The organism is Streptosporangium sp. NPDC000396, assembly GCF_042898655.1.
GTDB lineage: Bacteria > Actinomycetota > Actinomycetes > Streptosporangiales > Streptosporangiaceae > Streptosporangium.
Map to the genome: position 1 here is coordinate 13,715 of NZ_JBIAZA010000036.1, position 15,342 is coordinate 29,056.

15 protein-coding genes are annotated in these 15,342 nt (G+C 67.1%); 7 read left to right on the forward strand and 8 right to left on the reverse strand.

What is annotated here, in order from left to right:
• Positions 1-77: 77 nt before the first annotated feature.
• The 3 genes from ACFY2X_RS39620 to ACFY2X_RS39630 all read left to right on the forward strand — a co-directional run bounded on the left by ACFY2X_RS39620 (position 78) and on the right by ACFY2X_RS39630 (position 4,115).
• Positions 78-1,916, forward strand: a complete 1,839-nt coding sequence (locus ACFY2X_RS39620; protein WP_389948263.1) for an ABC transporter ATP-binding protein — start codon at positions 78-80, stop codon at positions 1,914-1,916.
• Positions 1,913-3,628, forward strand: coding sequence for an ABC transporter ATP-binding protein (locus tag ACFY2X_RS39625; RefSeq protein ID WP_389948265.1), 1,716 nt, complete (start codon positions 1,913-1,915; stop codon positions 3,626-3,628). The genes ACFY2X_RS39620 and ACFY2X_RS39625 overlap by 4 nt, the downstream gene beginning before the upstream one ends.
• A 178-nt stretch (positions 3,629-3,806) precedes the next feature.
• The gene (locus tag ACFY2X_RS39630; RefSeq protein ID WP_389948267.1) at positions 3,807-4,115 is read left to right on the forward strand and encodes a cupin; all 309 of its coding nucleotides are present in this window, start codon (positions 3,807-3,809) and stop codon (positions 4,113-4,115) included.
• A gap of 145 nt (positions 4,116-4,260) precedes the next feature.
• On the opposite strand, the gene ACFY2X_RS39635 is transcribed toward ACFY2X_RS39630, so the two are convergent.
• Positions 4,261-4,908, reverse strand: a complete 648-nt coding sequence (locus ACFY2X_RS39635) for a LuxR C-terminal-related transcriptional regulator (protein WP_389948269.1) — start codon at positions 4,906-4,908, stop codon at positions 4,261-4,263.
• Complete coding sequence (locus tag ACFY2X_RS39640) at positions 4,893-6,155, reverse strand: sensor histidine kinase (protein WP_389948271.1); 1,263 nt, start codon at positions 6,153-6,155, stop codon at positions 4,893-4,895. The genes ACFY2X_RS39635 and ACFY2X_RS39640 overlap by 16 nt, the downstream gene beginning before the upstream one ends.
• A gap of 41 nt (positions 6,156-6,196) precedes the next feature.
• Between ACFY2X_RS39640 and ACFY2X_RS39645 the strand changes: the two genes are divergently transcribed.
• From ACFY2X_RS39645 to ACFY2X_RS39655, 3 genes are all read left to right on the forward strand, one after another.
• Entirely contained in the window at positions 6,197-6,724 is a 528-nt protein-coding gene (locus tag ACFY2X_RS39645; protein WP_389948273.1) for a hypothetical protein, read from the forward strand.
• A 70-nt stretch (positions 6,725-6,794) separates the two neighbouring features.
• The gene (locus tag ACFY2X_RS39650) at positions 6,795-6,995 is read left to right on the forward strand and encodes a hypothetical protein (RefSeq protein WP_389948275.1); all 201 of its coding nucleotides are present in this window, start codon (positions 6,795-6,797) and stop codon (positions 6,993-6,995) included.
• A gap of 77 nt (positions 6,996-7,072) precedes the next feature.
• Positions 7,073-7,942: a GNAT family N-acetyltransferase gene (locus ACFY2X_RS39655; RefSeq protein ID WP_389948277.1), complete on the forward strand. Its 870-nt coding sequence runs from the start codon at positions 7,073-7,075 to the stop codon at positions 7,940-7,942.
• Between the two features lie 1,117 nt (positions 7,943-9,059).
• On the opposite strand, the gene ACFY2X_RS39660 is transcribed toward ACFY2X_RS39655, so the two are convergent.
• The 4 genes from ACFY2X_RS39660 to ACFY2X_RS39675 all read right to left on the reverse strand — a co-directional run bounded on the left by ACFY2X_RS39660 (position 9,060) and on the right by ACFY2X_RS39675 (position 12,326).
• Positions 9,060-10,088 (reverse strand): alcohol dehydrogenase catalytic domain-containing protein, encoded by a 1,029-nt coding sequence (locus ACFY2X_RS39660; RefSeq protein WP_389948279.1) that lies wholly within the window; start codon positions 10,086-10,088, stop codon positions 9,060-9,062.
• Positions 10,089-10,224: 136 nt separating this feature from the next.
• Positions 10,225-10,362, reverse strand: coding sequence for a hypothetical protein (locus tag ACFY2X_RS39665; protein WP_389948281.1), 138 nt, complete (start codon positions 10,360-10,362; stop codon positions 10,225-10,227).
• A gap of 180 nt (positions 10,363-10,542) precedes the next feature.
• Complete coding sequence (locus ACFY2X_RS39670; RefSeq protein WP_389948283.1) at positions 10,543-11,187, reverse strand: response regulator; 645 nt, start codon at positions 11,185-11,187, stop codon at positions 10,543-10,545.
• Positions 11,178-12,326 carry a sensor histidine kinase gene (locus tag ACFY2X_RS39675; RefSeq protein WP_389948285.1) on the reverse strand — a complete coding sequence of 383 codons (1,149 nt, stop codon included), beginning with the start codon at positions 12,324-12,326 and terminating at the stop codon, positions 11,178-11,180. The genes ACFY2X_RS39670 and ACFY2X_RS39675 overlap by 10 nt, the downstream gene beginning before the upstream one ends.
• 111 nt (positions 12,327-12,437) lie before the next feature.
• On the opposite strand from ACFY2X_RS39675, the gene ACFY2X_RS39680 reads away from it, so the two are divergent.
• Positions 12,438-13,838, forward strand: coding sequence for a serine hydrolase domain-containing protein (locus ACFY2X_RS39680; RefSeq protein ID WP_389948287.1), 1,401 nt, complete (start codon positions 12,438-12,440; stop codon positions 13,836-13,838).
• A gap of 267 nt (positions 13,839-14,105) precedes the next feature.
• Here the strand turns inward: ACFY2X_RS39680 and ACFY2X_RS39685 are convergent, their stop codons facing one another.
• Together ACFY2X_RS39685 and ACFY2X_RS39690 are read right to left on the reverse strand one after the other, a co-directional pair.
• Positions 14,106-15,002 carry a hypothetical protein gene (locus ACFY2X_RS39685; RefSeq protein ID WP_389948289.1) on the reverse strand — a complete coding sequence of 299 codons (897 nt, stop codon included), beginning with the start codon at positions 15,000-15,002 and terminating at the stop codon, positions 14,106-14,108.
• Positions 14,966-15,187 (reverse strand): hypothetical protein, encoded by a 222-nt coding sequence (locus ACFY2X_RS39690; protein WP_389948291.1) that lies wholly within the window; start codon positions 15,185-15,187, stop codon positions 14,966-14,968. Before ACFY2X_RS39690 ends, ACFY2X_RS39685 begins: the two co-directional genes overlap by 37 nt.
• Positions 15,188-15,342: the final 155 nt, after the last annotated feature.

The window sequence follows — 15,342 nt, forward strand, 5'->3', positions numbered from 1 at the left end:
TGGGCCGGCCCAGGGAATCCGATCATCGGCTCGACCGCGGGCTTGGCCGTGACGAGATTGACGAAGACGGGAGAGCAATGACCACCACTGACCTTGCCGAGGCGAGGGAGCAGTCCACACCATCATCGGATGCCGATCCCGCGGTGGGACAGAGCATGGCGGGGCTGCTGCGCCCTTACGGATGGAGTTTCGCCGCCGTTGTCACCCTGCAGGTGATCGGCGCTGTCGCGGGTCTGGCACCGCTGCTGGCGGTCGTCGAATTGGGTCGTACGCTGTTGTCGCCCGGCCCGATCGATCACGGTCATGTCTGGGCCGTCGTGATCGCGGGTGCAACCGGCTTGTTCGTCCGGCTGCTGTTCACGGCCGCATCATCCGGAATCGGGCATATTCTCGACGGACAGGTGCAACTGACGTTCCGTCGGCAACTGGCCTCGCGGCTGGGGCGCGTACCGATCGGCTGGTTCTCTCACCGCCGGACCGGCGAGCTGGCCAAGGTCGTGGGGGAGGACGTGAGTGCCGTGCACCCGTTCATCGCCCACACCCCCGGCGAGCTCGTCTCCGCATTCGTGGTGCCGCTGGTGTCGCTGATCTACTTGTTCACCATCGACTGGCGGCTCACGCTGATCACGCTGATCCCGGTGGTGCTGGCAGTGGCGCTGGTCCCTCTGATGATGACCCCGACCCGGCTGCGCGAGCAGGAGAAGTTCGACGCGGCCATGGGACGGATCGCGAGTTCCGTCGTCGAGTTCGTGCAGGGCATTTCGGTGGTCAAGGCGTTCGGCGGATCCGGGCGAGCCCACCGTAAATTCCTCACGGCCACAGACGATTTCGTCGGCACCTTTTCCCGGATGGTGCACGGTCTCTCCGGGATCGCCGCGGGGATGCAGGTGGCGCTGTCGCCACCGTTCGTGCTGCTGGTGGTGCTGATCGGCGGTGCGGTTCTGATCACGACCGGTGGCCTGCCCCCGGCCGACCTGCTGCCCTTCCCCCTGCTCGGACTGGGCCTGACCGCTCCGGTGGCGGCCCTCGGCCACGGCTTCGACGATATGCAGGCCGCCGGGCGCGCGGTCGGCCGGATCCGGGACGTGCTCGCGGTGCAGTCGCTACCGGAGCCCGCGCACCCGGTCGCACCACAGGGGCACCGGGTGGAACTGCGTGACGTTCGATTCGGTTACGAAGCCGATCATGAGGTGCTGCGCGGGATCGACCTGGTACTCAAGCCGGGGACGGTCACCGCGATCGTCGGGCCGTCGGGAAGCGGGAAGTCCACGCTGGTTCAGCTGTTGCCGCGGTTCTTCGACCCGACCCACGGTTCGGTCACCCTTGGCGGTGTCGATCTGCGCGAGCTCGGCAGCCGGGAGCTCTACCGGATGGTCTCCTTCGTCTTCCAGGACGTTCGCCTGCTGCGCGCCTCGGTCGCCGACAACATCGCGCTGGCCGTACCGCACGCCGACCTCGACGACGTGGTTCGCGCCGCCCGGCAGGCGAATATTCATGATCGAATTCTTGAGCTGCCGCGTGGATACGACACGGTGATCAACGAAGAGGCCGGGCTGTCGGGTGGCGAGGCGCAGCGGATATCGCTCGCACGCGCACTGCTCGCCGCCACGCCCGTTCTTGTGCTCGACGAGGCGACCTCCTTCGCCGATCCGCAGACCGAACAGGCGGTGCGCCGGGCCCTGGCGACGCTGGAGGGCGATCGGACGATCCTGGTCATCGCCCATCGCCTGGAGACGATCGCCGACGCCGACACCGTCGTGATGCTGGAGAACGGGTCGATCGTCGAGCGCGGCAAGCCCGCCGAGCTGCTGGCACGAGGCGGAAAGTTCGCCGCGTTCTGGCAATCCCACCGATCGGCGGTCGCCAATGAGACCGAAACCCGCCGTGGTGTCCTGCAAGGAGACGAGCCCCGATGATTCGAATGCTGTTGCGCGTGCTGGGACACCAGTACGCCCAGCCGGTGCGTCGCACCGTGACCCTGATGACGACGACCGCGATAGCCGAGGGTTTGTCCTACGCACTGCTGGTTCCCATGCTGCGGGCACTGTTCGGGAGCACCCCCGGAGATGCGCAGCCCTGGCTGATCGCGTTCGGGGCCGCGGTCGCGGTCTACGCGGCGCTGCGCTATGTCAGCGATCTGTCCGGTTTCCGCGTCGGAACCACGCTGTTGCGTGGCATGTATCACCGGCTTGGCGATCATCTGGCCCGATTGCCCATCGGCTGGTACAGCACAGGCCGTGTCGGGGAGGTGTCCGTCCTGGCCAGCCGCGGCGTCCTGCAGGCGATGAGCGTGATCGCGCATCTGCTGGCACCGTTCATCTCCGCCTGTGTGACTCCCCTGACGATCGTTGTCGTGATGCTTGCCTTCAACTGGCAGATGGGGCTGGCCGCGTTGGCCGCCGTACCGGTCGTGGCGGTGATCCAGATCTGGACGGGACGTTCGATGGCCGCCACCGATGCGGAGCGCGCCGAACGCGATCATGAGGCCACCGGGCGAGTCATCGAATATCTCCAGGCCCAGCCGGTGCTGCGCGCCGGCGGCCGGACCGTCGAACGCTTCCGGTTGCTCGACGGCGCGCTGCATGAACTCCAGCGCGCGTCCCGCCGTACCGTGCTGTCGGCGCTGTCCGGTGCAGTGGGCTTGGCGCTCGTGGTGCAGGCGATGTTCACCGTGTTGCTGGTCCTGGGCGCCTATCTCGCGCTAGGCGGAAATATCGGTGCGGCAGAGGTTTTGACGATCCTGGTGCTGGCCGCCCGCTGCGCCGATCCGTTGCTGTCGCTGTCGGATATCGGCGGCAAAGTGCGCGGCGCGCGTTCCGAGCTGGCGAGACTCGAAACGGTGCTGCGCACCGAGCCGCTACCGGAAGCCCGCGAACCGATCCAGCCGGAACGCCATGACCTGGAGTTCGACTCCGTCGCCTTCCGGCATGGTGATCGCACGGTGATCGGCGACGTGTCGTTGTCCGTGCCGGAGGGACAGCGGCTTGCCGTCGTCGGGCCGTCGGGTGCGGGCAAGAGCACCTTGCTTCAGCTGCTCGCGCGGTTCTACGACGTGGACGCGGGCGCGGTGCGCGTGGGAGGCGTGGACGTGCGCGCGATCAGCTCTGAGGCGTTGATGGAGCAGATCGCCATCGTCTTCCAGGAGGTCTATCTCTTCGACGGCACGATCGAGGAGAACGTGCGTCTCGGCCGTCCCGACGCCGACGAATCCGAGGTGCGGGCGGCAGCGACCGCGGCACGGTTGGACGAGGTGATCGAGCGCCTGCCCGGCGGATGGGCGACGAATGTCGGCGAGGGCGGCGCGCTGCTGTCGGGTGGTGAGCGCCAGCGTGTCTCGATCGCGCGAGCGCTGCTGAAGAATGCGCCCATCGTGCTGCTGGACGAGGTGACCTCCGCACTGGACCCGGTGAACGAGGCGGCCGTCCACGACGGTATCGAGCGCCTGATGGCGGGCCGGACGGTGGTGATGGTGGCGCATCGGCTGCGGACCGTCCAACGAGCCGATCGCATCGTCTTTCTGGACGGTGGCCGGATCGTGGAGGAAGGCAGCCACGAAGAGCTGCTGCGCCGCGGCGGCCGCTACGCCGACTTCTGGGAGATTTCCCTGGCATCGGCGGCGAGTGAATGAGTCGGCATGTCGTTCGATCCTTTGCTGCGGGACAGGCGCCCCCAGCCCCAGGCGCAGTCCGCCCGGTGAAGGACCATCACAGGAAGGTTGCTTCGGCATGACTGTTACCCCGATCGATCTCTTCGCGTCCTCTGTCCACCTTCACCAAGGCGGCAAGATTCACGCCAAGAAAAGAACAATGGAATCCGGGCGGGATGGTTGGCAGCTGATGGCCTTCCACGCGAAGACCGGCGCCGACGTCCACGCCGACCACTGGGAAGTTCATCCCGAGGCCGAGGAGGTCGTGGCCTGCCTCATCGGGAAGATACGCCTCTACCTCCGTCCGGAGCAGCCGGGACAAGAGGAGGAAGAGATCAGGCTGATGGCCGGAACCGCTGCCATCGTCCCGCGCGGACGATGGCACCGCATCGAGCTGGACATCCCCAGCAACATCATGGCCGTCACTCTGCCGCGTGGCAGCCGCCTGGAGAAGCGGGCCCAAGCCTAGCTTCGATCTTTTTCGCGGGGCATGGTCGACGTCGACCATGCCCCGAATCCTCACGAACATTTCTCAGATATGAGAACCGCGTCTTGCTTGGGACATGGCGTCTTTGGCCTGGGATGTGTCCCGGCCCTGGGGCTTGAGAAGTATGTCAGGTCTTGTTCAGGTAGGTGAGGACGGCGAGGACGCGGCGATTGTTGTTGTCGTCATTGGTGATGCCGAGTTTGTCGAACATGGAGGTGGTGTACTTGCCGATGGCGCTTTCGCTGAGAAACAGCCGCTGGCCGATGGCCTGGTTGGACAATCCTTCGGCCATGAGACTGAGCACGGAGTGTTCGCGTTCGGTGAGCTGTCCGAGTCGTCGGGTCGAGGAGCCGCTGGACAGCAATTTGGCGATGACGGCCGGGTCCATGGCGGTCCCGCCTTCGGCGACGCGTTCCAGGGCGTCGACGAACTGATCGGCGTTGAACACGCTGTCTTTGAGGAGATAGCCGATGCCGCCGGCGCCGTCGGCCAACAGCTCGCGGGCGTACAGCTGTTCGACGTGCTGAGAAAGGATCAGGACCGGCAGTCCGGGTATTTCGCTGCGGGCGGCAAGAGCGGCCCGCAGGCCCTCATCGGACTGGGTCGGTGGCATGCGTACGTCGACGATGGACACATCCGGCCGCCATCTCAGCAGCGCATCCAACGTCTCGGGTCCGGTGGTCGCGGTCGCCACCACCTGGTGTCCGTACGCCTGGAGGAGACGGATCATTCCGTCGCGCAGGAGGTAGAGGTCTTCGGCTACAACGATTCGCATGGCACCGCCATCCTCGCACAGGTCGGGCCGCCCAGCGGGCTGGTGAACTCCAGAGTGCCGTCGAAGACCGCGAGGCGGCGGCGCAGTCCCGCGAGCCCGCCGTCGGCTCGCACGCCGGCCCCGCCCCGGCCGTTGTCCTCGACCTCAACGACGATGCCGGTGTCGTCCCGGGCGATGGAGATGCGCGCCCGGGACGCATGGGCGTGCTTGACTGCGTTGGTCAGGAGTTCGGCGATTCCGAAGTACAGGGCGGACTCGATCGGCGGGTCCAGACGTAGCTGAACGTCAGAGGCGCTGACAGCCGTTTCGAGCGGGCTGTCCAAGGCGAGAGCGCGAACGGCATCGATGAGCCCTCGCTCGTTCAGCACCGGCGGGTTAATGCCCTTGACCAGGTCGCGGAGCTCGGTCAGTGACGTAGCGGCGCCGACTCGCGCCTCCCGCAGCAGCGCCATTGCCTGATCAGGGTCGGTTTCCATCAGCTTCTCAGCAATCGCCAAAGACATCCCGAGCGCGACCAGGCGGGCCTGCGCCCCGTCGTGCAGATCCCGTTCGATCCGGCGGATCTCGGCGGCCTGCACGACCGTCATGTCCGCGTGCTGGGCCGTCAGCTCGTTCACCCGGTCCGCCAGCGCCATCGCGGGCGACGGGCGCAGGAAGCGGACGGCCACCGGCTCGATGGGCCGCCAGGCGTAGGGGGCGCTGGCGACGGCCACGACCAGGCCGAGCGCCCCGGCGACGCGCGCGGCGGGCCCCGGCTGGCCGAGCCCGAGGATCGCCGCGGCCACCCCGGCCGGCGGGAGGGACGCGACCACGCCTGCGGTGAGCGGTGCGATCGCCGTGAACCGCAGGTCGCGCCAGTTGGCGGGGTCGCTCCATCGGACCCGCCACTTCTGATCCAGGAGGGCGTCGCGGCTGGTGCGCTCATAGCTGAAGCCGTTCCACCAGTACCCGGTGGACATCCGCGTCACCGGCCCGGCCTGCCGGTATCCGGCGGGGATGACGGTGGTGGTCCATCTCGCGACGAGGAGGCGGACGATCCGGCAGACCGGGCGGGACAGGGCGAGCGTGCCCACGCACACCAGCACGAACGGCGCTACCCACGACCACGGGTTTCCCGCCCCCCACCGGATCCCCAGTGCCACGGCGGCGGCCCACACGGCCGGGACCAGCATGCTGACGACCGCCACGGCGCACGCCCGTACGAACCCCACACCGGCGCGGGCCAGCCACGAACCCAGCTGTCTCATGTTCTTCCTTCACTTTCCGTTCGGTGCTTCCACTGTGCACCGTGCGGAGCCCGCTACCGCCCTGGCCGGCCGGGAAGTGGTTCGTGGACAATCTCCGGATCCTGTTGATCTCGCTGGTGGTTCTGCACCACACCGCGGGCACCTACAGCGGGCTCCCGGCCTGGTACTACGCCGAGAAGCCGACCAGCGGAGCCGTCGGGGCCACCCTGATGTTCCTCCCGCTCGCGGTGACCGGCGGGACCGACGCGATGAACGGTTACGGCACCCTGAGCTCGCTGTTCTACGCGCTGTGGGACTCCACCTTCGCGGTCGGCATCGTTCTCGCGCTGCTCACCTTCTTCCGCCGCAGGCTCAACACCCAGGGGCCGCTGCGCCGATATCTGTCCGATCACGTGCTCACCGTGTACGTGACCCACGCGTTCGTGGTGACGGCGGCGGGTTACGCCCTCAGCGTGCTGGATCTACCCACCCTGGCGAAGTTCGCGATCGCGGCTGTCGTGGTGCTCCCGGCCTGTTTCACGCTCGCCGGCCCGATCCGCCGGCTTCCCGGCGTCCGCCGCGTGCTCTGAAATGCGGCAACCCGTCGGCTGTCCCGTGGTTCACGGCAACCACGCCAGACAACACGAAGAAGAAAGGGACATGCGAACCACCAACCACACCATGGCTGAGGCCGCCCATCTCAACCATCCAGGCTTCGGCAAGGTGAAGATCCTCCTCGCGGCCTACGGCGCGCTCAGCGCCGCAGTCCTCACCCTTGGTGTATCGGGGGTCTTCTCCCGAACGTGTCACCAGCCGCAAACGAGCGTGTTCGGGAAGGTCAGTGGCAGGGTGCGTACATGATCACGATGACGCCGATTACTGACTGCCGGGGGGAAATTCGGGTGCGGAGGGCCGGTGGGGTGGTGTGTGATCGAGGGATGACGATCGAGATGGGCAGGCCGGGGGCCGACGGGCTCGGCGATGTGGCGCGGGTGTTGGGGGAGTGGCAGTACGACGGAGCACCCGTGCAGTTGCACCCGGGGGATGTGGGGTGGTTCTGGCGGTTCGGTGCGGAGCGGACGGCGGAGGCTACGCGGACCTGGAGCCGGGCTGGGGAGGTCCTGGCGGTCGGGCTGCTGGATGGTGCGGAGCTGCTGCGGCTGGCGTTCGCGCCGGAGGCGTTGCGGGACGAGGAGTTGGCGCAGCAGGTGGTCGAGGACGTGTCGGCGCCTGAGCGTGGTGTGCTCCTCGAGGGCAAGGTGTACGTCGAGGCGCCGATGGGCGCGCTGGTCCAGGACCTGTTGTTCAAGGACGGCTGGGAGAGCGGCGAGCCGTGGACACTACTTCGGCGTGACCTCGGCGCGCCTGTGCCGGATCCCGGCGTTCGCGTCGAGGTGATCGGGCCGGAACAGGCGCACGAGTGGGCCGCGGTCCTGCGGGCGTCGTTCGACGGGTCGACGTTCACCGACGAGCGCTGGCACGCGATGGCGGCAGGTGCGCCGTTTGTCGACGCGCGGTGCCTGGTCGTTCGCGATGAGCAGGGCGAGGCGGTGGCGGCCGTGGCGGTGTGGTCGGCGGGTGAAGGCAGGCTAGGGCTGATCGAGCCGATGGGGGTGCACCGGGCACACCGCGGTCGCGGTTACGGCCGAGCGATCACGGTCGCCGCGGCGCGCGCACTCCAGGAGTTGGGTGCGTCCAGCGTGGTCGTGTGCACGCCGAGCTCCAACGTCGGCGCCGTCGCCACCTATCAGTCGGCCGGCCTCGAGCAGTTGCCTGAGAGACGGGACCTGTACCGCAACGCTTCCTGAGGCTTTCGGCGTCGGGGCGGCCTGCGGCGGAGGATGTCGCCGCAGGTCGCCCCGACGGCCGCATGTCACCCCGCTCGATCAACACCATCGTGGCGGAAAGCGGTGCCCAGACGCGAGCTCGCCCGCCGACGAGGACTCTGCGGCCGCCGCGGTGTAAACCGCTATTGCAGGTCAGCGTCACGGGGGCGAGCGTCTGAAACATCGATGCAGGATGGAGATGAAGCGGTGTCCCGGCATGAGGATGCCGGGAGCCGCCGGAAGAGATCCGGTGAACGGGATGCCGTCCTCGGCGGCGAGCTTCTCCAGGCGATCAAGGTGGACATACAACGCGGTCGGCTCGAATTGGGTGTCGGTGCCATCATCGCTCGGCCGTGAAGTCGAATGGGCTTTGCGACGGACTTAGTGGTGTATCTGAAAGAAGGGACACCATGCGGATGACCGCTCCCCCCAGTTCGCCGGGGAGACTTGACGACGCCGTGCTCATCGAGCAGTCGCGGCATCGGCCCGAGTCCTTCGCCACGCTGTACGACCGCTACTTCGGTTAGGTGTCCATGTTGATCTGGATCCTGCCGTACAGGTTGGCGTGCGACCAGAACAGCGGGGATAGGGTGCGCCGGTCGGCGTCGGTGAGCCGCGCGGCGCAGGTGGGGTCCTTGAGTTCCGCTGTTCCTCAACCCCGTACATCGCCTGCTCCACCCGCCGCTCGGCCTTGGCGTTGATCTTCGAGATCAGGCCGATGAGCAGGATTTCTGGCGGTGGTTTGGAGTTATTGATCTACATTGTAAAGGCGTTGGGCCGGGCCCAAGATCAACTAAATAAGGACTGAAGACTCTTCCTCGAAAAGCCTCCTACGGAGAGGAGGCCGTTGTAGGGATCGACCAGCAGTACCGTCGTGCAACGGGGTCGTAGCTCTCGACCACGGTGTCTTCTCAGATCTGGATGATGATGTCACGACGACCTCGACGGCCTCGGCTTCGGCTTCGAGGACCCGGTGGCGGTCGCCGCGAAAGGTCACACGCCGTGCGTCATTGCTCGTCTCGCAGGCGCGCCACGACGGGCCTGTCTGTCTGTGGTGTGGGCTCCGTGGGAAGGGCCGGGCGTTTCTTCCCCCGAGGATTCAGTTACCGGTGGTCAGGACCATGCGGAAGCGGGCCTGACCGGAGACCATCTTCTGGAATGCCGCACTGGCTTCCTCCAGCGGGACCTCTTCGGTCCACGCCCGGACACCGCTCTGGACGGCGAACCTCATGGTGTCCTGGGTGTCGACCGCGATGCCGGAAGCGTGCCCGTACACCCGCTTGGCCCCGCCCACGAGCTGCAGAGACGTGATGTCCAGCGGCTCCATGGCGACGCCGACGATGATGAGCTCACCACGGCGCCCCAGCCCGTTGACCGTCGCGGACATCGCCGCGGCGCTGGTCACCGTCGCCAACACCACTTTGGCTCCCCCGTGGGCCTGTAGCGCGTCGGGCGTTTTCTCGGTGGCGCTGTCGATGTAGTGAGACGCACCGAGCTTGTGAGCCAGTGATGCCTTTTCGGGGCCGCGGGCGATCGCGATGGTGTTGAAGCCCATCTTCGAAGCGAATTGAACGCCCAGGTGCCCCAGGCCGCCCAGGCCGAGGACCGCAACGGTGTCGCCTGGACGCGCGGAGCTGCGGCGCAGCGCGTTGTACACGGTCACGCCGGCGCAGGCCAGGGGCGCTGCTTCCACCGCTGTGAGTTCGTCCGGGATTGAGGCTAGGGCGACGGCCGGTGCCACGACGGAGTCGGCGAACCCTCCGGGGTACGCGACACCCGGCACCTGAAGTTCGGGGCAGAGGACGCCGTCGCCTTCCCGGCAGGCGTCGCAGTGGCCGCAACTGCCTCCGTACCAGCCGACCGCCACCCGATCACCGACGGACCAGCCGGTGACGTTGCCGCCGATCGCGTCGATGCGTCCCGCGATCTCGTGCCCTGGCGTGATGGGAAAGGTGGTGCCCGGGATGTGTCCGGCGGTGATCAACGCGTCGGAGTGGCAAACTCCGCATGCCTCGACGGTGATCCGTACCTGGCCTGGGCCCGGTTCCTGGGTATCCATCTGGATCAGAGATACGTCCCCGCCAGGCTCGGTGACCTGCATGGAACGGTGCATGGCGGAAGAAGACATGTCGTCTCCTTTTCTTCTCAAGGGAAGCGGTGGCCTTACACGGAGGCCTTCATTAGTGCACTTTTTCCGGTTTCATCTCGTTTTATCCACTGCCCGTCGGACCTTGTAAGGATCCATGGCTGCCTTCGACCGCTGGTCAGAGCATGTTTGCGTCCTCATTGCCATCGATCTTGACGCTTTGCGGATCGATGATCCCCGCCGACGGCTCGTCCTCCCGGCCGGCCCAGGAGGCGAGGATGTCCCGGACGGCCCGACACATCTCGATGTACGGCAAGGCGGTTCTCAGACGTCCAATGTCGCAAACGACCGAGACGGGTGGTCGCCTGCGCGGCAGCGCACGGCGTGTTCAGCGACCGTGACCGCTTGCTCAGGTCTCACATGCCGCCAGAAGGGCGTCCGCGGTGCGCACCCGTAGATGACGTGTGTTGCCCTACGCGTTCGCAGCGCCCGCCCCTTAATTGTCGAGATAGCGCAGGATGGCCAGCACCCGGCGGCTGTAGCCGGGATCGCGCGGCAGCTCCAGCTTGTCTGTGAGCGAGTTGATGTGCTTTTCGACAGTGCTCAGCGACACGTGCAGGCGTTCGGCGATCGCCGTGTTGACATAGCCCTGGGCGAGATGCCGCAGCACCTCCGTTTCGCGCGGGCTCAGTCTGCTCAGCGGATCGGCGTGGGTCGTGCGCGTGAGCAGTTGGCGGACCACTTCGGGGTCGAAGGCCGTGCCGCCCGCGCGTATCCGCTCCAGCGCGTCGAGGAAGTCGGCCACCTCCGAGACGCGGTCTTTGAGCAGGTATCCCAGCCCCTCGGCGTCGCCCGCGAGGAGCCTGGCCGCGTAGGTCTTCTCCACGTACTGAGACAGCACGAGCACGCCGACGCCCGGATGGCGCACGCGGATCTCCAGCGCCGCGCGCAGCCCCTCGTCGGTGTGCGTCGGTGGCATGCGCACATCGATTACCGCCACGTCGGGCGGATGCTCATCGATCGCGTCGAGCAGCGCCTGCGCGTCGCCGACGGCGGCCACGATTTCATGCCCGGCGTCGGCGAGCAGTCGCGTCAGCCCTTCGCGGAGCAGTACCGAGTCGTCGGCCAGGGTCACCCGCACGGGACCTCCTTGGGCAGTGTGGCCGCGATCCTGGTGGGCCCGTCTGGCGGGCTGTCGACGGTGAACGCGCCATCCAGCGCCCGGACGCGTCTGGCGAGCCCGGACAGTCCTCCGCCGGAGGGGTCGGCGCCGCCTGCGCCGTCGTCGGAGACCGTCACGCTCACGGTCTGCTCGTCCTCGTCCATCATGACCAGGATGTCACGTGCGCCCGCGTGCTTGATCGCATTGCTGATCGCCTCGCGGACGATGAAGTACAGGGCGGTCTCAATCTCGGAGACGGGCCGTTCGGACAGCCCGTAACGCACGGTCACCGGCACGCTGGACCGCTCGGCGATGCCCGCGAGCGCGGCGCGTAGCCCCAGCTCGTCGAGCGCGGTCGGGTAGATCCGCCAGGCCACGCTGCGCAGCTCGTCCAGGAGCTGGCGTGACTCGGTGTAGGCCTGGGCGACCAGCTCGCCGGCCTTGCCCGGGTCGGCACTGTGCTGAGCGCGGCCGAGCAGCATGGCCAGCGCTATTCCCCGCTGCTGGACACCGTCGTGCAGGTCGCGCTCGATCCTGCGCCGCTCGTCGTCCACGGCGCGGACGATGTCGGAGCGGGTGGCGGTCAGCTCGGCGATGCGCCGGCGCATCCGCTCCTGGCTGCTCGGCCCGAGGAACCGGCCGGCGAGCAAGCGCTCCGCGGCACCGGCGCCAAGAGCTCCGGTCAGGGTCAGTACGAACAGGAATCCGCCTGTCAGCAGCCCCACGACACCGGTATTGCTGATCACCTTCACACCGGGGAGGTCAACCGGTACGGACTCGCTTTCGCCGGTGAGGAGGTCCCACAACCCTCCGAACAGGAGCAGGCCGCTGAAGAACAGTCCGGCGGCCACGCCGTACCCGATCACAAGTCCCACGGCGGCGCGCACGGCGAGAAAGCCGTACCCGCCACCGGCCGGAGCCGTCCGATGCCCCAGCCACGTGGCGAGCCGTGCCCGTTCGAGTGCCAGTAGCCGCTCCGCGATCCGGTCGCAGGTGGGCCGCGTCGCCGGGACTAGGCGGACCGGCCCGGCCACGCAGAGGAACACCAGCTCGACCACGCCAAGGACCGCGCCCGCCAACATTCCCACCAAGGTGCGCGCACCACGTCGACCTGACACGACCTGCAGTCTAGGCATCACACCACCTGCGCGTTCATAGCGGTTTCCCGTAACAGACGTGAAGGGTTCCCACAATGGTGCATGGGTGAGGGGCCTCAGTAGCTTCGGCAGGTGCTCAGAACCTCCCTTGCCGCAATATGTCTCGCCCTGATCCCTAACATTCCCGCGTCGGTCCCCGCGTCGGTCGACGCCTACGTCGAGCAGTACCGGGCGGCCACAGGCCTGCCGGGCGTCGCGGTGGCGATCACGAAGGGGAGCAGAGTCATCCACGCCACCGGATACGGCCAGACCGCCACGGGCGAGCCCGTCACAGCCGACAGCCCCATGGCGGTGGCCTCGGTCAGCAAGTCCTTCACCGCCATGGCCGTCATGCAGTTGGCCGAGAAGGGCAAGGTTGCCCTTGACCAGCCGGTCCGCCTCTATCTGCCCGAGTTCACGATGGCCGACCCGCGGGCCGCGAAGGTCACCGTACGGCAGCTGCTCAACCAGACCTCGGGCATGGCCGACTCGACCTTCCGCGAAAAGAGCCTGCCTCAGCCGGAAACGCTCCAAGGCGCCGTGGCCCGGCTCAGGACGGCCAAACTCGCCACTGACCCCGGGACCGCCTTCAGCTACCACAACACCAACTACCAGGTCGCCGCTCGGCTCGTCGAAGTGGTCAGCGGCCAGCCGTTCGCGGCCTACCTCGGCGCGCACGTGTTCGAGCCCCTCGGCATGCGCCACAGCACGACCGTCAACACCGACCGCGACCTGCCCGGCAGCGCCCGCGGCCATCTGTACGTCCTCGGCCAGGCCGTCGCTTTGCCCGAGCCCGCGGGATTCGGAAACGGTTCGGGCGGGGTCCTCAGCACCGCCAACGACATGGCCAGATGGCTGATCGCGCAGAACACCGGTCTCCCGGGTCTCCTGTCCCCGCAGGCCGTCCGGGAAATGCGCACGCCATCGAAGCCGAACGATGAGTACGCCCTCGGTTGGGAGATCGGCAAGACGGAACGTGGCACCCCCGTACTCGAGCATGGGGGAGACCTGTTCACCTCCACCGCTCACCAGCTGCTGATGCCGGACTCCGGCTACGGCATCGCCGTCATGGCCAACACCGGCCTGGTCTTCTCCGACGCGCACGCTCTCATGACCGGCATCGCCGCCATCATCGAAGGAGGCACCCCGCAGCCGCCCTCAGGGTCGTCGACGCTGCTCACCGACGTGCTCTTCGCGCTGCTGACCCTGGTGACCATCGGGCTCGCGGTGCGGGGCGTGGCCCGCGCCCGGCGGTGGGCCGGGCGCCGTACCGGATGGCAGCTGTGGAGGTTGGCGCCGTACCTGGTCCCGATCACGTTGTGCGCGACGATCGCCCCGATCCATCGCATGCTGGCACACGGCCGCGACGCCGCGTGGATCCAGCTGGCCTACCTCTACCCGACGTTCATGGTCTGGCTGGTGACGGCCGCGGCCGCGGGCCTCACGGTCGTCGCGGCACGCCTATGGGGCGCAGCGCGGCTACGACGGCAATGAAGCGTACGCGGCGCCCGGCTGCGGGCGGCGAGCCGTGTGATGTGCCGACATGACACGTGAGGCGACCGGATCCGGATGCGGTCGCCGGTCGCCGTCGTTCCGGCGCTGGCTCGCACGTGCTGAGACAGCCCGGCCGACACCCCAAAGGCCGCCGGGAGAAGAGCTTTCACGCTATAGAACTTCTATTGGGGTCCTGATCCAGAACAGGTTGGCGACATTCTCGACGCCTCTCGATAAGCCGCCGGAGACTTCAGGATCGGCTGACGCTCAATCATCATCCTGGTTTCCGGTAGCGTGGACCCGGCGCGGGCCGAATCGGGAGAGAACCCGATCGACCTCTTCGTCATCGGCGCCTTCGATGTCGATGACGTCGTCCACATGCAGAGCAAGATGCGCGAATCGTGGTGCCAGTTCAGCCAGTACGGCCAGCGGTTCACCCTCGCAGTCCTCCTGGCCGATCGTCAGGTCCCTGATTGACAGAGTTTCAAGCTGAGGAAGAACCGGGGAATCCGCGAGTGCTGAAAATACCTCAAACGAGGTGGCGTCGAACTCCGCCTTGCTGAGGTCGAGATTTCTGAGATTGGGATACTGGGGTGCCTTGAGCTCGTCGAGTTGCTCAAGCGCGCAGGAGACGCCGAAAACGTCACTGCCGATTTCCACTTCCAAGGACACCAGTCCGGAAGTCCACCCAAGGTCGAAAACAGAGCCGTCGGAGATTACGGAGCCCCGGGCTCGCAGTCGGGTCAGACCGTCGTGGTTCACGATGTGGAACAGGAACGCGCCTTCGAGTTCCAGTGTGCGCAGGGCGGGAAGCGAGTCCCACATATCGGCCTGAACAAGCCCTTTGCGGTGGAAGTCCAAAGGATTGATCCGATTACCCGTCGATTCCTCGCTGTCTTCAAACAGATACTCGAAGCCGTAGCCGAAGTACATGCGCTCCAGCCGGGGGTGTTGCCGGCCGGCAAGTGAGATCGCGGCGTGCTCGGCAGAGTGGTGGTAGTCGGTGAGGTGCAGTTCGAGGGTGTGCAGCCGATGGGTGGCGGGGTGGGAGAGCAGGGCGTCGATCAGTGCGCCTTCCCACTGTTCAGGGTCGGTCAGGTCGATGGTTGCGGTGTGCGGGTGGTCTGTCAGGAGCCGTCCTCCCGCAGCCCGTCCAGCCCCCACTGCCGTTCTACCTCCGCGTACGCCGCGGCCAGCCGGGCGGGGTCCCCATCCCCGGTCTCACAGTGGCGCTCCAGCCGGATCGCCTCGCCCCGCGGGTCGCCTGCCCCAGCCAGCAGATCCGCGTAAGCGAGCCATGCTTCCCAGTGATCCGTCTCCGGAACGTCTGCAGCATCGAAAAAGTGCACGTCATTCCCCAGGTTTTGGCGGCAAGTATCGGACGGAGCTGGGCGCGCCATCGTCAACAGCACCATAAATGCGGCCTTCGACATCAGGCTCCCATGACCACCCCCACCGCGAAGTTCAGTAGCCAGTCACATGGTCCTGCCTACGCGGTGGGGGT